This window comes from Streptomyces sp. GSL17-111 (assembly GCF_037911585.1).
Taxonomy (GTDB): Bacteria; Actinomycetota; Actinomycetes; order Streptomycetales; family Streptomycetaceae; genus Streptomyces.
Genome location: NZ_JBAJNS010000001.1, coordinates 2,280,599 through 2,299,494, shown reverse-complemented (window position 1 = coordinate 2,299,494; position 18,896 = coordinate 2,280,599). Strand labels below are relative to the sequence as shown.

Sequence of the window (18,896 nt, the reverse complement as noted above, 5' to 3'; positions counted from 1 at the left end):
TCGGGCAAACGGTCGCCACCCGCTCAGGATGCGGGGTCAGGTGAGGTTCAGGCCGCCGTCCACGGTGACGATCTGGCCGGTGAGCCAGGACGCGTCCCGGCCCGCGAGATGGACGATCCACGCGGCGACCTCCTCGGGTGCCCCGCGCCGTCCGAGGGGTATCCGGGCGGCCTCGGCGGCCTTGATCTCCGCGATGTCCGCCTCCGGCAGGCCGGAGGCGGACAGGGCCTCGCTCTCCGTCGGGCCGGGTGCCACGGCGTTGACGCGGACACCCTCGGGGGCGAGCTCCAGCGCCCAGCTCCGGGTGAGGCTCTCCAACGCGGCCTTGGACGCCGCGTAGTACGCCGCCCCGGCGGCCGGGCGGTGCCCGAAGGTGCTGGAGACGTTGACGACGGCGCCGCCGACTGCGGTGAGGTGGGGGAGTGCGGCCGCGAGGAGCAGGCCGGGTGCGGTGACGTTGAGGGCCAGCAGCCGCGTCACCCGCTCGGCGTCGGTTCGGGCCGACGGCATCGCGGTGAAGGCGCCCGCGTTGTTGACGAGGACGTCGAGGCGTCCCCAGCGCCGCACGGCCTCCCGTACGACGGTGTCGGGGGCGTCCACGGCGGTGATGTCGGCGCTCAGCGTCGCGATGCCGGGGTGCGCCTCCGCCGTCGCGGCGAGCGGCTCCGGGCGCCGTCCGACGGCGAGGACGTGCGCGCCCCGCTCGGCGAACGCCCGCGCCGTCGCCCGGCCGATCCCGCTGCCGGCCCCCGTCACGACGACCACGTGCCCGTCCATGCTCTCTCCCTTGTTCGATGTTCGGCGAATATCGAACAACGTACCATGGTGCCATGAAGGACCCCCAGCACCCGGCCCCCGACGCGATGAGCCTCACCCGCGTGCTGGCCGCGCTGAGCGACCCCGTCCGACTCGGGGTCGTCCGGCTGCTGGCCGACGGTGCCGAGCTCGGCTGGGGCGAGCTGCGCGCGCCCGTCGCCAAGTCGACGCTCAGCCACCACATGAAGGTCCTGCGCGACGCGGGCGTCACCCGCACCCGCCAGGAGGGCACCCGCTGCTACGTACGGCTGCGCAGCGCCGACCTCGAAGCCCGCTTCCCCGCGCTGCTCCCCGCGATCCTCGACGCCGCCGCGACCGACGGCGTCGGGGCGGACGTCAGCACGGCGTCCTGAGGCGGGCCTCGACGGGCTCTTCCGGCTCCGCGTACGATCCGCGGATGGGCGACGCCACGGGGTTCCGGTACGAGCAGCGGTCCGACGGGACGGTCGTGGTGCTCCACGGCGCCCGGAAGGCGGCGACGCTGCGGGGGCCCCGGGCCGCCGAGTTCCTCGACGCCGTCACCTCCGAGGACCCGCAGCTGGTGATGGCCCGCTGGACCGGCAACTACCGGCGGGGCAACGAGCGCACCGCCAAGGCGCACCCCCGCAACCGCGCCTGACCACAGCGGCAGGAGCCCCGCGCGGGCCGTTCCCGCGCGGGGCTCTCCGTGGTGCGTCACCTGTGCCCCGGGGCGGGGCCGGGCGTCACTTCAGGTAGGGGCCGGCGGTGCCGATCCGGCCCGGTCCGTCGAGGACGTAGACGCGCAGGTTGCCCTTCCCGGGAGCGGAGACGGTGAGGTTCCCGTCGGTCACGGTCCGGGCGTCGCCCGTGACGGCGTCCCGGTAGGTGCCGTTGGGGATGCCGGTGTAGGACGCGCCGCCCGAGACGGTGACCAGCGCGAAGCTGTCCGTTGCGCCCTCGGTGTAGCGGCGCTTGAACGCCATGTCCCCGCTGACGCCCTCGGTGGAGTACTGACCCATCTGGAGGGCCGGTACCGCGCGGCGGATCTGGTTGAGCCGCTGGAGGTGCCGGGCCAGCGGCTGGGCGAGGGTGTCGGCGACCGCGCCGTCGGCGGAGTCCACCGTGCCGAAGTCCGAGGCGCTGACGTCGCCCTGGAGGTGGTCGCCGAAGTAGGCGCGGCCGGTGGTCGCCAGCGGGCAGGTGGGCCCGCAGTCGATCTTCTGCCCCTTCTGGAACTCGATCTCCGAGCCGTAGTAGAGGGTGGGGATGCCGCGGAAGGTCCACATCAGCGACATGTTCTCGGCCCAGGCGTCAGTGCCGCCCGTGTACCGCTCGCTGGACTTGTTGGGGCCGTAGTCGTGGCTGTCGACGTAGACGACGTTGTACGTGGCGTTGTTGTAACTGTCGTCCGAGTCCTTTCCGTTGTGGAAGGCGTTGGAGGCGTCCCCGAAGTTCATGTGCATGCGCATGTCGATGACGTGCATGCCGGAGAACGCGCTGTGGTCCGGGGCGTGGTAGTCGTTGCCGTCCAGGAAGGCGTTGGTGCTGGTCGGCTGGCCGGCCGGGCCGATCGCCTGCTCGTGCTCGTACATCTCCAGTGCGGCCGTGGCGTCGTCGGCGGCGTACTCCTTGCGCTCCTTCCAGGTGAAGAACTGCGCGGAGTGATTGACCGAGCCCCGGTTCCACTTGTCGTTGACGAAGGCGGCCACCTCGCCGAAGACGAAGAAGTTCTCGGCGGCCTCGGCGCCGTGCTGCTGGGTGACGCGCTCCTGGATGGCGGGGAGGAAGCGGCGATTCCAGGTGGTGCGGGGGATGTGCACCGCCGTGTCGACGCGGAAGCCGTCCACGCCCATGTCGATGTACTTGTTGTACGCGCCGATCAGGTAGTTCTGGACGGCCGCGCTCTCGGTGTCGAAGTCGGCGAGATCCTCGTGCAGCCAGCAGGAGCGGGAGTCCTCGCCCTCCCAGTTGCCGATCCAGCACTGGTGGTAGAGGTCCTCCGGGAACATGCCCGAGGTGGGGGAGGGCCACTGGCAGTTGTAGATCCGGTAGCCCTCGGGGGAGGTGTGCCCCGTCGGCTCGCCCCAGTCAACGCAGGTGTTGCCGGTCGGCTCGGCCGTCGACCACAGGTCGCCGTTGTAGTACGACTTCCCCGACTTCGGCTCCACGGTGAGGCCGTCGTACGCGAAGGCGGAGTTCGGCTCGTCGTAGTACCAGCTCCACTCGCTGTCGCGGACGCCGTAGACGGTCGGGGTGAACAGCCCCTTGGCGCCCCAGCGGGAGGAGTGGTTGTAGACGACGTCCTGGTAGATCTTCATGCCCTTGGCGTGGGCCGCGTTGATCAGGTCCTGGTACGAGGCTCCGGCGGACTCCAGGCGCGGGTCGACACGGTAGAAGTCGTAGCCGTGGTAGCCGTGGAAGTCGTAGTCCGAGCGGTTGAGGACGACCGGCGTGACCCAGACGGCCGAGAAGCCGAGGCCCTTGATGTAGTCGAGCCGCTCGATCAGGCCCTTGAAGTCACCCCGGAACATCGGGTCGTCGTACTCGGCGTTGCCGGACTTCTCGTGCTGGCTGCCGCCCCGGTTGTTGGAGGCGTCGCCGTCGTGGAACCGGGCGGTCATGACGAAGTAGATCGGGTCCTTGCGCGGATCGGTGCCCAGCGGCTTCCCCGGCTCGGCGGCCGGCGGCCGCTCACCCGTGGTGGCGCTCGCGGAGGCGGAGGCGTCGGAGACGTTCCCGGCGGCGTCCACGGCCTTCACGGTGTAGGTGTACCGGGTCCGCTCCTCCAGGTTCGCGTCGGAGAAGACGGTGGAGCCGACGTCGGTCACGAGGGTGCCGTTGGTGCCACCGGTCCGCGTGACCTGGTACTTCGCCACGCCCGTGTCGTCGCTGGAGGGCTCCCAGGTGAGCACGACGGACACGCCGTCGGCCTGCGCGGTGACCTCCGTCGGGACGCTCGGCGCCTGCGTGTCGGGCACCTCGTCGGCGCACGGGTCGTCGGCGTCGTCGGTGACCGCGTTGTCCCGGACGGTGGAGCGGCCGGCGCCGATCGTGTAGTCGGCCCCCTGGTTGTTGTCCCAGACGCCGTTGCCGTTGTTGAACGCGGCCGTCAGTGTGGTGGCCGTGCCGAGGTCGATCTCGCGCTTCCACCAGCCCGTGCAGGCGGGCTGCATGCCGACGCCGGGCACGTCCGTCCAGGAGCCGTCCTCGGGCCGGTAGTGGACGTTGGCCGTGGTCCAGCCCAGGGTCTCGGTGGAGTAGAAGACCGTGGCCCGGTTGCCGTCCCCCGGCGTGGGACCGGGCGTCGGGTCGGGGTCGTCGTCCGGGCAGGGGTCGGAGTGGGCGACGACGCCGTCCTTGACGGTGATCTCGCCGGTGCCGAGGTCGTAGTTCTGGCCGGCGTTGTTGTCCCAGGTGCCGGACCCGTCGGTGAACGTGGCCTGCAGGCCGTCGGCCCCGCCGAGGTCGACGGTCTTCTTCACCCAGTCGGTACAGGCCGCTTCCATGCGGACGCCGGGCACGCTCGTCCAGGAGCCGCCGTCGGGCGCGTAGTGCAGGTGGTAGGCCGACCAGTCCTTCGTCTTCGTGGAGTAGAAGACGGTCGCGGTGGTGTCGGAGGCTGCGGTGGCGGCGGTGGGCTGCGTGGTGAGCTCGACGTCGCCGGGCAGGGCGGTGAGCAGGCCGACGAGGCCGGCTGCGGCCGTCGCGGCCGCCAGCGGTCTCCGCCACCGGCGTGGGGTGCGGTGCATACGGGTCTCCCGTGAGAGGTCACGGCCGCGCTGCCGACGGGGCCGGCAACGGCGGCGGTCGATGCGCAGGTGCACGGCCGCACCGGTGGGGTGGGCCGTCGACGACGTGACGCGCTCACGGTCCTGCACGTGAAGAAGATCGGGGGTGGCTGAATGAATGAACTCGCGGAATATTGCTGCAAGTTCTTGCGCTCTGGAAGTTACCGGGGCGTGGCAGAGCCGTAAAGAGGTGCGGCACGAAGTCGTGCGCCGCACCTTCTTCGCGCCCGACGAGATGACCACGCCCGCGCCCCCGGGCCGACCGGCGACGAGCCTTCTGTTACTTGCGCCAGAACAGGTGGTGCGTCACACCGCTCGGGCTGGGCACGACCTCCAGGTGGAACCGGTCGCGCAGCTCGTCGGGGGACTCCCAGAGCCGCAGCCCGGACTCGAAGGTCACCGGTGAGACCGCGATGTGCATCGTGTCGACGAGGTCGGCTTCGAGGAACTGCCTGATGGTGGTGACCCCACCACCCAGCCGGACGTCCCTGCCCTGCGCCGCCTCCCGCGCCTGCGCGAGGACCGCGGCCGGGTCGCCGCCGACGAAGTGGAACGTGGTGTCGCTGAGCGTGAACGACGGGCGCTCGTGGTGCGTCAGGACGAAGACCGGGGTGTGGAACGGGGGTTCCTCGCCCCACCAGCCGCGCCACTCGTGGTCCTGCCAGGGGCCGCGCTGAGGGCCGAACTTGTTGCGGCCCATGATCTCCGCACCGATGTTGCGCGCGAAGTCCCGCGTGAAGTAGTCGTCGAGCCCCCGGCTCCCGCCGGAATCCGTGCGCCCGGGCCAGCTCGCCGTGGCTCCGGCCCAGGCGAACAGCTCCTCCGGACTGACATGGCCGAACGGTCGCTCCAGGCTCTGGTGCTCACCGGCGCCGATGCCGTCGCTTGAGACGCCGAAGTTCATGACTCTGAGCAGCTGATCCACGCATTCCTCCTCGGACGGGTCGCGCGACGTCCTGACGGGGCATCACGTCGGGTCCCAAACGGTACGCCGGGGCACTGACAGCCCCTTTCGCACACGCGCAACAGGCGGAGACGCAGTCAGGGTTGTCGGCCTGATCATCCTCAGGGGTGGACATCGAACCGCAGGTCCTCCGCCTCCGTTCCCCGGTAGTGGTACTCGGAGGCCCGGGTGCGGCCCAATACATCGAGCTTGCGCCGAAAGAGCACGCGGAAGTGGACATGGTCACCGAGGGAAAGTCGCATGGAAATAAGCTGTTCAGGTTCAACGCGTACGTCATAGGCGTGGGCATTGTGGGCCGTTCCGCTTTTCACCTTAACCAGCCCACTGCTCCGCAGTTCGGTTACGCGGCCGGATACGACCATTTCCTGATCGGCATCGTACGTCCGTTGCAGGTTCTTCGCATGCGTCACGCCCCGTTCTGTCAACGCTGCCCTGCGAACATCACCATTCGCCGCGTACCAGGTCACCCCCAGTGAAAGACCGAAGCGATCGAGCGCCTTTGCCAGTCCTTCGACGGAGTCGAACATCTTGGACCACTCACGGACGTCCCCACCCTCCTCCAGGGCACCGAGTAGCCGTGTGAGTGCCCGGACTCCGTGGTCCGCGGTCGAAGCGCCAACCGTCGTCAGAGTGTCGGGAGTCGGGGGCCGTGACGTCTCCACGGCACGCGCATGCACAACGGTACTGCCTCGTGAGATGCCGGTGATCTCCAGCGCCACCGGTGCGCCTGCGGCCTCGGAGACCACCTTCTCGACGTCTCCCAACAGGGCTTCCCCCCATTGGAAGCGCAATGCCCCCGTTCCGGTGTCGGGGCCCGTGAGGCGAAGCTGGAGCTCTTCCGGCAATGTGGCGTCCGGTGCCCACTCCCGCAGCGCTTCGAGGTGGCTGACGCGGTGATCCGCCTCGATCTCCGCATCCTCACGGTCATCAGTGCCCAGCTCCTCAAGGAGCCTCTCCGCGTCGTCAACCCGTGCCTGACGCACCCGTCGTCGCCAATCACTCTCGCTCATAGCCGCACCTCCAGGTAGCCACGGACAGGCATCGCGCTCTCCGCCGACGGGGCGGGGTCCGAACCGTCACGTAGGCGACAGCGCTGCCACCAGTCGTCCCACACGCCGCGCTCTCTGAAGTACCCGGCGTCTTCCGCAGTGAGCATTTTTGCCTCAAAGACGTGAGGCACCGTACGATACCCGATTCTCACGGGAGATACGCCAAATTTCTGCCGCATATTTTCTCTGCTCTGAAATGCTCGAGTCAACCACTTCGATCCGGGATTCCTGCGAATAGATTTTTCTGCTGCCTCGTCGATCAGTAGTGTGGCGTCAATGTTTCGCGGATCTGGCTTTACGCTGACGAAACTGCCGCCGAGCCAGATACGGTGGATCAGGGCCCGACCTTCTAGAATCTCCTCGTACTGGTCTTCCAGTAGTACAAAATTGCCGATGTACTCCTGGAACTTGCTCCACAGCTCGCTGCGGCGGGCCGAACTTCGGAACCGCTCCGCATCGACGAGGAGCGCTTGCGCCTCGTCCATGGTCACGGAGTAGCGCCCTGGCGGGAAGAAGCCATCGGCGGTGAAGCGCGGATGCAACACGTCCTCCATGGTGTTCACGACGGGTCAGTGGTGAGGGTTGGTCGGGTTTGGTCCTGGGGGAGTTGCGTGCCTGTGGTGTCCGTCCGCGACATCGTGCTGCCGGTCGCGGCGACCGAACAGAGGTCGTTCACGGTGCTGTGGTGGCCGGGCGGCAGTCGCGGCAGTGGCCGGGGGTGGGGGAGCGGAAGACGCGGCCGCACTCGCCCCGGCACTCCTGGAACGGGTCGGGTTTCCGTGGGGGCGGGGGTGCGGCAGCCGCCCGGGGCGGAATGAGGACGGTGAGGCGGTGGCGCAGGAGGCCGGAGGGGTTGCGCAGGGGGTCGGGGAGGCCCGTGGTGAGGGTGGTGCGGATGGTGGCGAGTGGGGTGCCGCGTTCGAGCCAGGCGGCGACGGCCGGGGTGAGGCGGCGGATGTCGCGTTCGGGGAGGAGGAGGCGGGGGTCGTCGCGGTGCAGGCTCGCCAGGAGGTCCCCGGCGGTGCGGTGCCGGCCGAGGTTCGCCGTCCGGGGCTCGGGGAGGGGCGGTGGCGGTGGCGGTGGGGTGCGGTCGGGCTGCGGCGGGACGGCGGCGGCCGGGGACGGCGCGGTCGGGGCGGCGTCGGCGGCTGCCGGTGGCGGGGTGACCTGCGGCGTCGGGTGCGAGCGGTGAGACGTGGGGCGGGGCGGACGGGGTGGGGCGGTCGGCCGCGTGGTGGGGCGGTGGTGGCAGACGGTACGGGTGACGATCCGGCCGCTGGGGAGGCGGGTGCGGTGGCGGGTCAGGTAGCCGTGGGTCTCCAGTTCGCGGAGGGCGGCGGCGATGCGGGTCTCGCCCTCGGTGAAGCGGGTGGCGAGGGCCTTGATGCCGACCCGCGCGCCTTCGGGGAGTGACTGGATGTGGACGGCGAGTCCGATCGCCGTCGCCGACAGCTCGCGGTGCTGGGCGAGGTGGTTGCCGACCACGGTGAACCGTTCGGTGTGCCGCGCCCGCACGTGGGTGACGCCCGCCTGCGGAACGGCGGACGGCGTGCGGACCCGGGCGCTAAGCTGCGCCTCAGCCATCGGGAAGCTCCTACTTCCTCGGTGGTCAGGCCCTCGATCGGGATGCCCGTCCCGGCCGGGGGCCGTCGCATGTGCGGTTGTGTGATGAGCGTGAGCCTATGACCGTGAACCGGAGCGAAGTCCAGCCCGGCGGGGAGCGTTCACCCGTTTGGCGCACGGTCGCGGGTTGGTGGGTTGGGGAGTTCTTCCAGCACGTCCTTGAACGGGGTGGACGTCGTGACACGCCGGGACTCCGCCCACCGGAACGCGCCCGGCCGCGTCCCGGTCCGCGTGACGTTCGTCGGTGACGGGTTCGGCAACGGCGGGACGGGCTCAGCCGGGCAGTGCGAACTCGGCCCAGACCGTCTTGCGCGGCGGCGGTCCGGTGCGGACGCCCCAGCGGTCGGCCAGCGCGTCGCGGACGCCGTCTGCCCAAGCCGAACCTCCTGGAGCAGGCCGACGACGTCCTGGGCGCCGGCGGAAAGCTCAAGGCCCTGGCCCAGGAGGTCACCGAGGCCCGGTACCCCAAACGCGTCCGCAGCATCGCCAAACTCGAAGCCGACTCGGTTGAGATGGGCGTCTACAGCACTCACACCATTCCGGCTCTGCTTCAGACGGAAGAATATGCGCGCGGACTGTTCGAACTTCGGCGTCCCCTCCTTTCCGTGGAGGAGATCGAACGAAATCTCGCTGCTCGGATGGCGAGACAGGAGATCATTGCCGCGTCGCGGACCGAGCCCGTGATGACCTTTGTGTTGGAGGAAGTGACGCTTCGGCGCTGCGCCCACGGGCGGACTGTGCAGCGAGGTCAGCTTGAGCACCTGCGTCAGGTCGCGGAGTTGCGCAACGTGGAAGTACAGATCATGCCGACAGGTCAGGAAGGTCACGCCGGCCTGAGCGGAGGCTTTCGGTTGTTCAAGCTGCGTGCTGGCGCAACGTTGGGTTGCTGCGAGATTCAACACGTCATCCAGTCCATCACCGAGTCGCATCGAGTCCAATCGCTGGAGATGCAGTATGGGATGATCCGAGCCCAGGCCCTCACGCCGAGGGAGTCGCTGGCCTTCATCGACAAAGTGCTGGGAGAGGTATGAGAGTTGATCTCATAGCAGCGAGCGGTAGTTGGTTCAAGAGCAGCTACAGCAGTGGTGAACCGGACTCGGACTGTGTCGAGATCATGGACGCACTCGACGCCGTACACATCCGCGACTCCAAGGCCAAGAGCGGTCCGACCATCGCGGTTCCTCCCTCTGCGTGGGCCGATTTCATCTCGTTCGCCGCGAAAGGCTGATCAACCATGGACGTCCATGGCGCGTGGTTCAAGAGCAGCTACAGCAACGGTCAGCACGACACGGACTGCGTCGAGGTCGCGGGGGCGCCTGACGTCGTGCACGTCCGGGACTCGAAGGACGTGCGTCGGCCGAGCTTCTCCGTTCCGCGCACGACGTGGGCCGCGTTCGTGAGGTTCGCGTCCGAGCGCTGACGCGCGGACCCGCGCCCGCCCGGCCGGTGACGACGGCCGGGCGGGGCAGGGGGCGGCCGGGGCGTCAGTCGGCCTTCGGTTCGGTGAAGCGGATGTGGTTGCCGAAGGGGTCGCGGATTCCGCAGTCGACGCCGTAGGGCTGCTCCACGGGCTCCTGCGTGAACTCGACGCCCTTGGACAGCAGTTCGTCGTAGGTCTTGCGGCAGTCGGACGTCGTGAGGATGACGGTGCCCATGGCGCCCTTGGTGACGAGGTCCCGGACCTGCTCGGCCGTCTGCTCGGACATCTGCGGTCCGCCCGGAAGCTCCAGCAGGATCTGCCGGTCCGGGGCGCCGGGGACGTTGACCGTGAGCCAGCGCATGAAACCGAGGTCGAGGTCCGTGTGGACCTCCAGGCCGAGCTTCCCGACGTAGAAGTCGACGGCCTCGTCCTGGTCGAGGACGTACAGCTGTGAGTGCGTGATGGCGTTGAACATGGGGATGACGCTACTGGCGGGTCGCTGCCCGTACTTATCCGAAACTGCTCAGTCGCGCGGGCGCGTCCAGGCCATGGTGAAGCACGTCGGGACGTTGGTGGCCTGCGCCTCCTTGCGGTACTGCCGTGGTGACGTGCCGACGATGTCGCTGAAGGTGCGGCTGAACGTGCCGAGGCTGCCGAAGCCGACCTCGAAGCAGATGTCGGTTACGCTGCGGTCGGTCCCCCGCAGAAGCGACATCGCTCGCTCGACGCGTCGGCGTTGCAGGTAGCGGTGCGGGGTCTCGCCGAACGTGGCGCGGAACGTCCGCGTGAAGTGCGCGGGCGACACGTGTGCGACCCGGGCCAGGGCCGGGACGTCCAGCGGCTCGGCGTAGGCCCGGTCCATCACGTCGCGGGCCCGCAGCATGCGGCGGTTCGTGTCCTCGGTCGCGCGGCTCACCGCGTCATCACACCACGCTTCGGCGTCGTGCCGGTCGGAGGCACCGATTCGTGACGTGGAAGGTCTGGATATCGGACGGGTGTTCCTGCGAACATCACGCGTTGTGAAGACCTTGACGCGGGCCGGGCTCGGCCGTACCTCCGTTCGGCGGCTGGGCGTGCTGCTCGCCGCGAGTGCTCTGCTGGTCTCGGGCTGCGGCGGTGGCTCGGACGACTCCGAGGCGGACGACAAGGCCGCGCCGTCCGCCTCGCAGGAGGAGAGCGGCGGCTCCGGGGAGACCGACGGTGGCGGAGACGGTGGCGACGGCGGCGGGGACTCCGACGGCGGCACGGACGGCGGCGGCGACGGTAGCACGACCGGCGGGGGCGGGAAGGACGGCGGCGAGAAGGACGGCGGCGGGGGCGACAAGGACGGGATCGAGCCCGCGCCGGACGACCCGGCCGTCGACCCGGACTGCCCCGACCCCGGTGTGCGCGTCATGGCGGCCGGTCCCGTCGACGGGGACGAGAGCCTGAGCCTGCTGCGGGTCATGATGCTCAACTGCGGCAAGGAGCCGTTCGCCGTCAACGGTTACCCGGACGTCCGGGTGCTCGACGAGGGCGGCGAGGCGCTGGACGTCGAGGTGCACGAGGGCGTGGCCGCCGTGTCCGAGGTGCGGGGCTTCAACGGCGAGCCGAAGAAGCTGTCCCTGCGTCCGGGGGAGACGGCCATGGCGGTCCTGGTGTGGCGGCCGGGGAGCGGCGCGGGCGGCCGGTCGGTGGACGTGGCCCCGGCCGAGGGCGATCCGTGGCAGAGCGTGACGTCCCTCGGCGGCAAGGACTTCGCCGCCGCCGGGGAGCTGGCCGTGAGCCCCTGGAAGACGGTCGAGGGCTGAGCCCGTCCGGGTGAGGGCGCGGGCGCGTCGGCGTTCACCCGTTCGGCCCCTTCCCGCTGGTTGCCGGGGCGGAGGCGCTCAACGCTGGCCGTGGGTCCGTAGCGGGCCCCGGTCTGAAGAAGGAGCCGCCTCATGGCCTCATCGACGCACTCGCGCTCGGGCGGGAGCACACACGACAGGGACGCCTGGGCGAGCGGAGGCACCGTGTTCGCCGGGGTGCTCGCACTCGTCTACGGCGTCATCGGCGTCCTCCAGGGCATCGCGGGCATCGCCAAGGACGACGTCTACGGAACGATCGGCGACTACACGTACGCCTTCGACACGACCTCCTGGGGCTGGATCCACCTGGTCCTCGGCGTGATCGTGGCGCTCACGGGGCTGGGCATCCTCATGGGGGCCACGTGGGCGCGGTTCCTCGGGGTGTTCCTCGCGGGCCTGGTCATCATCGCGAACTTCGTCTGGCTGCCCTACCAGCCGTTGTGGGGGCTGGTGAACATCGCCCTGGGCGTCTTCGTCATCTGGGCGCTGGCCACCAGCCGTTCGTCCTTCGCCGACTGATCCCGACGGCGGTGGGGCCGCACGTATCGTGCCCGCATGAGTGAGCGACGCGCGATCCTGAGCGGTTCCACCTTCGAGGAGCGGATCGGTTACGCCCGCGCGGTCGTGGACGGCGACCGGGTGCACGTCTCGGGCACGACCGGCTTCGACTACGCGACGATGACGATCTCCGAGGACGTCGTCGCACAGGCCGAGCAGTGCCTGCGCAACGTGGAGGCGGCGCTGAAGGAGGCCGGGTGCACGTTCGCGGACGTTGTGCGCGTGCGGTACCTGCTGCCCCGGCGCGAGGACTTCGAGCCCTGCTGGCCCGTGCTGCGGGCCTGCTTCGGCGAGGTCCGTCCGGCGGCGACGATGATGGAGTGCGGGCTCGCCGACCCGCGCATGAGGATCGAGATCGAGGTGGACGCCCGCCGCCCGGTGTGACGGCCGACGTCCTTGCCTCGCGCCGACCGCGGGGCCGGCCCCCGGTAGTGCTCCCGCTGACCCGGCCGGACGGGAGAGGGGCCGTTCGGCGGCGCCGGGTGCCCCTCCGCCGTGTCTGACGGGGCCACCCCGCCCGCCCATTGGCGAAACAGGCGAAGTCGGGCAACCGTGGTGACAAGAGGTCGGACCGTTCGTGATGAGCGTGACGCATGATGCGCTCCGTGGACCGGGAGGTCGTGGTGAGTGCAACGGTCGTGGTGGGTGTGGACGGTTCGCCGTCGAGTCTGGCGGCGGTCGACCTCGCGGCACGCGAGGCGCGGATGCGCCGGTGCGAACTGAAGGTGGTGCACGCGTTCGTCTGGCCGATGACGTACACGCCGCTCGCCTCGGTACCCCTCGGCCCGCCCGAGGGGTCGATGCGCGAGATGGTCGGCGAAATCGTGGCCGAGGCGGTGGAGCGCGCCCGTGCCGCGGAGCCGGAGGTGGAGGTCACCAACGCCGTGGTCGGCGGCGAGCCGCTGATGGTGCTGGAGAGCCAGTCGCACCAGGCCGCGCTGATCGTGGTCGGCAGCCGTGGTCGGGGCGGCTTCGCGGGGTTGCTGCTGGGGTCGACCGCGGTGCACCTGGCCGCGCACGGCCGCTGCCCGACCATGGTGGTGCGGGGCGGCGCCGACGCGACCGGCCCGGTCCTGCTCGGGGTCGACGGGTCACCGGCCGGTGACGGAGCGGTCGGCTTCGCCTTCGAGGAAGCGGCCCTCCGCGGGACGGACCTGGTGGCCCACCACGCGTGGAAGCCGTGGAGCGTGGCGGTCACCCCACCGCTCGACCCGACGGCGTCCAGCGCGCTGGATCCGGTGATGCTGGAGGCCGGCGAGAGGCGCCTGGTGGCCGAAGCGCTCGCCGGCCGGCACGAGAGGTATCCGGACGTCCCGGTCCGGCCCGAGGTGGTGCGGGGCGGTGCCCGGGAGGCGCTCATCGAGGCGAGCCGGGAGGCCGGCCTGGTCGTCGTCGGTGCCCGGGGGCGCGGCGGGTTCGCCGGTCTTCTGCTGGGCTCGGTCAGCCAGGCCCTCCTGCACCACGCCCACTGCCCCGTCGCGGTCGTCCGGAAGGAGTAGGCGTCGTGACGAAGTCACCGCATCGGCGTGGTCTCTCGCCCGGACATCGCAGGGACCGGGGCGGCCGGTGGCAGGTCGCCGACCCCCACGCGCTCACGGCGGCGGAGGTGCTCAGCCGGCTGGACGTGGACGCGGACTTCGGGCTGGACACCGCGGAGGTCACGCGGCGTCGCTCGCTCGTGGGGCGCAACGCGCTCGCGGGACGCAGGAGGCTGTCGGCCTGGGCCATCGTCCTCGAACAGATCCGCAGCGCGGTCGTGGTGCTGCTGGCGGCAGCGGCGGTGGCCGCGCTGCTCATCGGCGAAGTGGTCGAGGCCGCGGCGGTCGCCCTGGTGCTCGTCATCAACACCATCGTCGGGTTCGCCACCGAACTGCGCGCGGTGCGTTCCATGGAGGCGCTGCGTCGGCTCGCCGCCACCGTCGCCGACGTCGAGCGCGATGACCGGCGCGACGAGCTCGACGCGGTGGAGCTCGTGCCCGGTGACATCATCTCGGTCGAGGGCGGGGACCGCGTGCCCGCGGACGCGCGCCTGATCGAGGCCAACGACCTCACCGTCGACGAAGCGGCGCTGACCGGGGAGAGCGAACCCGTCGCCAAGACGCCGGACGCCGTGGCCGCCGGCACCCCGCTGGCCGACCGCACCGGCATGCTCTACCTCGGCACCATCGTGCGCGCCGGTCGCGGCCGGGCGGTCGTGGTGGCCACCGGCACCACCACCGAAGTCGGCCGCATCGCCGAACTGGCCGCCTCGACCGAGACGATGCAGGCACCGCTGCAAGCCGGACTGGAGCGGCTGGGACGGGCTCTGTCCCTGGTCGTCGTCGGTGTGGCCGGCGCGCTGGCCGGACTCGCCCTGCTGCGCGGCCTCGACGTCTACGAGATCATCGAGGTGTCCATCGCCCTGGCCGTCGCCATCGTCCCGGAGGGCCTGCCCGCCGTCGCCACCCTCACCCTCACCGTCGGCATGCGGCGCATGGCCCGCCACCAGGCTCTGGTACGACGGCTGCCCACCGTGGAGACGCTCGGCAGCACCACCGTGATCGCCTCCGACAAGACCGGCACGCTCACCGCCAACCGCATGGAGGTCGTGGAGGTCGCCCTGGCGGAGGGGGTCGAGGAGCGGCGGCTGTGGGAGAGCGCGACCCTGTGCAACGATGCCGACGTCGCCCCCGACGGTGAACCGGTGGGCGACCCCACCGAGGTCGCCCTGCTCCGCGGTGCACAGGACTCCGGCACCGACTGGCGACACCTCAGAGACGGCCGTCCGCGCCGCGACGAGGTCCCCTTCGATCCGGTGACCAAGCGCATGGCGGTGGTCACCGACACCCACGTCCACACCAAGGGCGCCCCCGAGGTCCTCCTCGACCCGCACCGTCACGGCGCACTCCTCACCGCCGCCGACGCCATGGGCGGTAGGGCCCTGCGTACGCTCGCCATCGCCGCCGGTCCCGCCCCCGCCGACCCCGTCGACGACGACGAGCTGTTCGCCGCCGCTGACGTGCTCGGGGTCGTGGGCCTCGCCGACCCGCCCCGTCCGGCCGCCATCGAGGCCGTCGCCGTGTGCCACCGGGCGGGCATCCGGGTCGTCATGATCACCGGTGACCAGCCCCGGACCGCCGCGGCCGTCGCCGACCAACTCGGACTCCGCGCCCAGTCGGTCGTCACCGGCGCCGAGCTCGACCGTCTCGACGACGCCGCCCTGGCACGCGTCATCGACGAGACCGACGTGTACGCCCGGGTCGCACCCGAGCACAAGCTCCGCCTCGTGCAGGCTCATCAGGCAGCGGGCCACACGGTCGCCGTCACCGGCGACGGCGTGAACGACACCCCCGCCCTGCGTCAGGCCGACGTCGGCGTCGCCATGGGCCGCACGGGCACCGACGCCGCCCGGGAGGCCGCCGACATCGTGCTCACCACGGACGACTTCGGCACCATCGAACACGCCGTCGTGGAGGGCCGCCGGGTCTTCGACAACATCCGCCGCTTCGGCCAGTACCTGTTCTCCTGGCACCTCGCCGTCGTCCTCGTCGTGACCGCCGCGATCGCACTGGGCTCGCCCGCCCCCCTGGCCGGCCTCATGATCCTGTGGAACAACATCATCATCGACGTCATCCCGTCCTTCGCCCTCGCGCTCGAGCCCAGCGACGACGACGCCATGCGCCACCCGCCACGCCCGAAGAACGAACCCGTGCTCGGTGCCGCCGCCCTCCGTCGCATCGTCACCCAGGGCGCCCTCGTCGGGAGCGTCGGCCTGGCCAGCTACTACCTCGCCACCACCGTCATGGATCTCGACCTCGAGGCTGCGCGCACCATGACCTTCGTGACCCTGACGACCGCACAGCTCCTCGCCGTCTTCAACGCCCGCTCCGACCGGGGCTCCGGCTTCCGCGGTGCCACCGCCAACCCCTACCTGTGGGCCGCGCTCGCCCTCACCGTCGCCCTGGAGGCCATGGCCCTCGCCGTCCCCGGCCTCCGCGATCTCCTCGGTCTCACCACGCTCGGTGGCGCTCCCTGGCTCGCGGCGCTCGCGCTCGCCACCCTCCCCCTCCTGCTCACCCAGTCGGTACGGATCCTGCGTGCCGCCCGAGCAGCGGAAGTCTCCCGGCAGCACATGGCCTAGCGGCGGCTTCAGCGCCTCGTCGACGGGTGCCGGGGGCCCGCGGCTCAGACCAACGTCTCCGCCACGTAGGCAGCGGCCTCGGCGAGGAGGGCCTGGTCGCGGTCGGCGTCCTGCTCCGCCTTGCTGGACATGAGGGCGATGACCAGCGGGTCGGTATCCGGCGGCCAGACGATGGCGAAGTCGTTGAGCGTGCCGTACGCACCGGTTCCCGTCTTGTCGGCCACCCGCCACCCCTGCGGGAGCCCGGCGCGGACGCGCTGGTCCCCGGTGACGCTGCGTTCCAGCAGGTCGCGGAGGAAGGCCCGCTTGTCGGCCGGCAGGACGTCGCCCAGCACGATGCGCCGGTAGTCCTCGCCCATGGCCCGGGGGGAGCTGGTGTCCCGGGGGTCGTCCGGGATCGCCTGGGTGATGTCGGGCTCGACGCGGTCCATGCGCGTCACCGTGTCGCCGAGGCCGCGGGCGTACCGCGTCAGCTCCTGCGGGCCGCCGAGTTCGCGGACGAGGAGGTTGCCTGCCGTGCCGTCGCTGTAGCGGATCGCGGCGTCGCACAGTTGGCGGATGGTCATGCCCGTGTCGACGTGCTTGCGGGTGAGCGGGGCGTGCTCCATGAGGTCGTCCCGGCTGTAGGTGACGAGCGTGTCCAGGTGCGACATCGGGTTGCGGTCGAGGACGGCGGCGGCCGCCAGGCCCTTGAAGGTGGAGCAGAAGGCGAACCGTTCGTCCGCCCGGTGGGCGATGGTGGCACCCGTGCCGGTGGCGAGGGCGTACACCCCGAGCCGGGCGTCGAACCTCCGCTCCAGCCGGACGAGAGGCTCGTGGTCTCCGCCGTCCGGGGTGGTCGTCGGGGAGGGGGACGACGCGGGCCCCTTCTCCTCGGTGGTGGGGGCGGGGGACGGGGAGGGGCTCTCCCCGGCGCAGCCGGCCGCGGACCAGGCCGCTGCCGCCGCGAGGAGGGCCCGACGGCTGATGGCTGACGGTGACGGCGTCATCGACTCTCTCTCGTCGGCGGGCTCGTGCGCGGTGTGCGCCCGGCACAAGATACCGAGGGGCCGCCGGCTCAGGTCCCGTTCTTCTCGGCGAGGGTGTGGGCGACGAGGGCGTTGGCGTGGCCGTGGCCGAGGCCGTGCTCGGTCTTGAGCCAGGTCACGAGCTCCATGTGCCGGCTGAGCGGGGAGGAGCGGATGAGCTCCTTCCACTCCGCGATCGGGCGGCCGTAGGTCTTCTCGATCGACGGGAAGTAGCTCGCGGGGCCCTTGGCCGGTGTGGTCATGCTGATGCTCCTGTCGGTGCGGTGCGGATTCAGCGTCGGTCGGCCAGCCGCAGGCTGACGGCCGTGAGCCAGAGCAGGCCGAGCCCCGCCGAGGCGGTGAACGCCGGCATCGAGACGGAGGCGGCGGACGATCCGGCCAGCATCACCAGGGGCACGACGCGGGAGGCGAGGGCGTATCCGCGCCGCCCCTCGGCCGCGAAGAACCGGCCGAGGACGAGGAACGCGGCGCACAGCGCGAGGAAGCCCAGCGTGGCGGCGGCCATGTGGACGCCGCCCTCGGCGCTCATCGACGCCGGGGCGCCGTCGGGGGTGCCCGACGGGAAGCCGTGGCCCGGGTCGGCCCGGAAGACGCCGGCGACGAGGAACGACGCACCGAACACACCGATCAGCCGGGGTGCCCAGACCCCGCCGGGCGCGCCCCGCAGCGCTCGCCGTGTCCCGACGGCACCGGCGACGGCCAGGGCGCCGGTGACGACGAAGACGGCGATCTGGATCCAGCCGAGGGTGCCGAGGCTGAGCTGGCTCAGCGCGTTGCGGGTGAGGTCGAAGGCGTCCCGGGTGAGGGCCTGGGCCAGCCCGGCGACGAGGAACAGCGGGCCTGCGGCGGCCCCCGCCGTCAGGAGCCCGCGCGTGACCGGCCGGTCGGCGGGGTCGGAGGCCGGGCCGGCGGTGAGCGTGGCGGTGCCGGGCCTGGTGCGGCTGGTGGTCATGGTGCCCCTTCGAAGTGCGACGGTCGTGCCTTGAGAACTAGACCGTCTAGTTTCAAGAACTGGACGGTACGGTACTCGTGTGAAACTGGACTGTCCAGTACTCATAGAGCAGTGGGAGGCACCGTGGTGGCGGGAACGCAGGTCGGCCGGTCGGAGCGGAAGCGGCGGGCGATCATGGCGGCCGGGACCGAGGTCTTCATGGCCAAGGGCTACGCCGGGACGAGCATGGACGACATCGCCAAGCGGGCCGCCGTCTCCAAGCAGACCGTCTACAAGCACTTCGCCGACAAGGAGAAGCTGTTCGCCGAGATCGTGCTGGCCACCACGGACCGCGTCGACGCCATGGTCGACCTCGTGGCGGACGTCCCGGCCGAGGCGGAGGCGCTGCACACGCACCTCGTCTCCCTCGCCCGTGCGCTGCTCGAGGCCCTGACCCAGCCGCAGGTGCTCCAGTTGCGACGGCTGGTCATCGCCAACGCGGACGCCTTCCCGGAGCTGGGTGCCGCCTGGTACGAGCGGGGGTTCGAGCGGGTCCTGGCCACTCTGGCCGCCACCTTCCGGTCCCTGACGGAGGCGGGGGTGCTCCACGTCCGTGAACCGCTGCTCGCCGCCCACCACTTCACAGGGCTGCTGCTGTGGATCCCCGTGAACAAGGCCATGTTCCACGGTGGCCCCCGGCACACTCCGGCGGAGCTGGACCACTACGCGGCCGAAGGTGTCCGCGCGTTCCTCGCCGCCTACCGCTGAGGGTGCGGGCCGGCTGCTCCGTGCGGGCGAGGTCGGGGGGC

22 protein-coding genes are annotated in these 18,896 nt (G+C 71.0%); 11 read left to right on the top strand and 11 right to left on the bottom strand.

All coding sequences use genetic code 11. The features are described from left to right. Positions 1-36: 36 nt before the first annotated feature. Positions 37-777 (bottom strand): SDR family NAD(P)-dependent oxidoreductase, encoded by a 741-nt coding sequence (locus V6D49_RS09965; protein ID WP_340558903.1) that lies wholly within the window; start codon positions 775-777, stop codon positions 37-39. Positions 778-830: 53 nt separating this feature from the next. Between V6D49_RS09965 and V6D49_RS09960 the strand changes: the two genes are divergently transcribed. After that, positions 831-1,169: an ArsR/SmtB family transcription factor gene (locus V6D49_RS09960; RefSeq protein ID WP_340558901.1), complete on the top strand. Its 339-nt coding sequence runs from the start codon at positions 831-833 to the stop codon at positions 1,167-1,169. Between the two features lie 44 nt (positions 1,170-1,213). After that, positions 1,214-1,435: a hypothetical protein gene (locus tag V6D49_RS09955; protein ID WP_340558900.1), complete on the top strand. Its 222-nt coding sequence runs from the start codon at positions 1,214-1,216 to the stop codon at positions 1,433-1,435. A gap of 85 nt (positions 1,436-1,520) precedes the next feature. Here the strand turns inward: V6D49_RS09955 and V6D49_RS09950 are convergent, their stop codons facing one another. The 5 genes from V6D49_RS09950 to V6D49_RS09930 all read right to left on the bottom strand — a co-directional run bounded on the left by V6D49_RS09950 (position 1,521) and on the right by V6D49_RS09930 (position 8,162). Then, a complete protein-coding gene (locus tag V6D49_RS09950; protein WP_340558898.1) occupies positions 1,521-4,526 on the bottom strand; it encodes a carbohydrate binding domain-containing protein in 3,006 nt (1,001 codons plus the stop codon). 319 nt (positions 4,527-4,845) lie between these two features. Then, a complete protein-coding gene (locus tag V6D49_RS09945; protein ID WP_340558896.1) occupies positions 4,846-5,490 on the bottom strand; it encodes a dihydrofolate reductase family protein in 645 nt (214 codons plus the stop codon). A gap of 140 nt (positions 5,491-5,630) precedes the next feature. Continuing rightward, entirely contained in the window at positions 5,631-6,539 is a 909-nt protein-coding gene (locus tag V6D49_RS09940) for a hypothetical protein (RefSeq protein WP_340558894.1), read from the bottom strand. Next, on the bottom strand, positions 6,536-7,132 hold the full coding sequence (locus V6D49_RS09935; RefSeq protein WP_340563843.1) for a DUF6932 family protein: 597 nt from the start codon (positions 7,130-7,132) through the stop codon (positions 6,536-6,538). The genes V6D49_RS09940 and V6D49_RS09935 overlap by 4 nt, the downstream gene beginning before the upstream one ends. A gap of 118 nt (positions 7,133-7,250) precedes the next feature. Further along, positions 7,251-8,162: a helix-turn-helix domain-containing protein gene (locus V6D49_RS09930; protein ID WP_340558893.1), complete on the bottom strand. Its 912-nt coding sequence runs from the start codon at positions 8,160-8,162 to the stop codon at positions 7,251-7,253. 323 nt (positions 8,163-8,485) lie between these two features. On the opposite strand from V6D49_RS09930, the gene V6D49_RS09925 reads away from it, so the two are divergent. Genes V6D49_RS09925 through V6D49_RS09915 form a run of 3 tightly spaced genes read left to right on the top strand, consistent with a single transcriptional unit; the run spans position 8,486 to position 9,621 of the window. Further along, on the top strand, positions 8,486-9,232 hold the full coding sequence (locus V6D49_RS09925; RefSeq protein ID WP_340558891.1) for a DUF5753 domain-containing protein: 747 nt from the start codon (positions 8,486-8,488) through the stop codon (positions 9,230-9,232). Beyond that, entirely contained in the window at positions 9,229-9,429 is a 201-nt protein-coding gene (locus tag V6D49_RS09920) for a DUF397 domain-containing protein (RefSeq protein ID WP_340558889.1), read from the top strand. The genes V6D49_RS09925 and V6D49_RS09920 overlap by 4 nt, the downstream gene beginning before the upstream one ends. A 6-nt stretch (positions 9,430-9,435) precedes the next feature. Next, complete coding sequence (locus V6D49_RS09915) at positions 9,436-9,621, top strand: DUF397 domain-containing protein (RefSeq protein WP_340558887.1); 186 nt, start codon at positions 9,436-9,438, stop codon at positions 9,619-9,621. A 64-nt stretch (positions 9,622-9,685) separates the two neighbouring features. Here the strand turns inward: V6D49_RS09915 and V6D49_RS09910 are convergent, their stop codons facing one another. Together V6D49_RS09910 and V6D49_RS09905 are read right to left on the bottom strand one after the other, a co-directional pair. After that, complete coding sequence (locus V6D49_RS09910) at positions 9,686-10,096, bottom strand: VOC family protein (RefSeq protein ID WP_340558885.1); 411 nt, start codon at positions 10,094-10,096, stop codon at positions 9,686-9,688. A 48-nt stretch (positions 10,097-10,144) separates the two neighbouring features. Then, positions 10,145-10,537 (bottom strand): AraC family transcriptional regulator, encoded by a 393-nt coding sequence (locus V6D49_RS09905; RefSeq protein ID WP_340558883.1) that lies wholly within the window; start codon positions 10,535-10,537, stop codon positions 10,145-10,147. A 103-nt stretch (positions 10,538-10,640) separates the two neighbouring features. Between V6D49_RS09905 and V6D49_RS09900 the strand changes: the two genes are divergently transcribed. The 5 genes from V6D49_RS09900 (at position 10,641) to V6D49_RS09880 (ending at position 16,128) form a co-directional block, all read left to right on the top strand. Then, positions 10,641-11,411: a DUF4232 domain-containing protein gene (locus V6D49_RS09900; RefSeq protein WP_340558882.1), complete on the top strand. Its 771-nt coding sequence runs from the start codon at positions 10,641-10,643 to the stop codon at positions 11,409-11,411. A gap of 132 nt (positions 11,412-11,543) precedes the next feature. Continuing rightward, positions 11,544-11,969, top strand: a complete 426-nt coding sequence (locus tag V6D49_RS09895) for a DUF7144 family membrane protein (protein WP_340558881.1) — start codon at positions 11,544-11,546, stop codon at positions 11,967-11,969. A 36-nt stretch (positions 11,970-12,005) separates the two neighbouring features. Beyond that, entirely contained in the window at positions 12,006-12,392 is a 387-nt protein-coding gene (locus V6D49_RS09890; protein ID WP_340558879.1) for a RidA family protein, read from the top strand. Positions 12,393-12,601: 209 nt separating this feature from the next. Continuing rightward, a complete protein-coding gene (locus V6D49_RS09885) occupies positions 12,602-13,507 on the top strand; it encodes a universal stress protein (protein ID WP_340558878.1) in 906 nt (301 codons plus the stop codon). 5 nt (positions 13,508-13,512) lie between these two features. Continuing rightward, the gene (locus V6D49_RS09880) at positions 13,513-16,128 is read left to right on the top strand and encodes a cation-translocating P-type ATPase (protein ID WP_340558877.1); all 2,616 of its coding nucleotides are present in this window, start codon (positions 13,513-13,515) and stop codon (positions 16,126-16,128) included. A 44-nt stretch (positions 16,129-16,172) separates the two neighbouring features. Here V6D49_RS09880 and bla read toward each other — a convergent pair whose 3' ends face one another. From bla to V6D49_RS09865, 3 genes are all read right to left on the bottom strand, one after another. Further along, positions 16,173-17,117 carry a class A beta-lactamase gene (gene bla, locus V6D49_RS09875; RefSeq protein ID WP_340558876.1) on the bottom strand — a complete coding sequence of 315 codons (945 nt, stop codon included), beginning with the start codon at positions 17,115-17,117 and terminating at the stop codon, positions 16,173-16,175. Positions 17,118-17,185: 68 nt separating this feature from the next. Continuing rightward, entirely contained in the window at positions 17,186-17,398 is a 213-nt protein-coding gene (locus tag V6D49_RS09870; protein WP_340558875.1) for a DUF4287 domain-containing protein, read from the bottom strand. 29 nt (positions 17,399-17,427) lie between these two features. Further along, positions 17,428-18,108, bottom strand: a complete 681-nt coding sequence (locus V6D49_RS09865) for a DUF998 domain-containing protein (protein ID WP_340558873.1) — start codon at positions 18,106-18,108, stop codon at positions 17,428-17,430. 126 nt (positions 18,109-18,234) lie between these two features. Here V6D49_RS09865 and V6D49_RS09860 point away from each other — a divergent pair, with 126 nt between their 5' ends. Beyond that, positions 18,235-18,855 carry a TetR/AcrR family transcriptional regulator gene (locus V6D49_RS09860; RefSeq protein WP_340558872.1) on the top strand — a complete coding sequence of 207 codons (621 nt, stop codon included), beginning with the start codon at positions 18,235-18,237 and terminating at the stop codon, positions 18,853-18,855. The last annotated feature ends 41 nt before the right edge of the window (positions 18,856-18,896 follow it).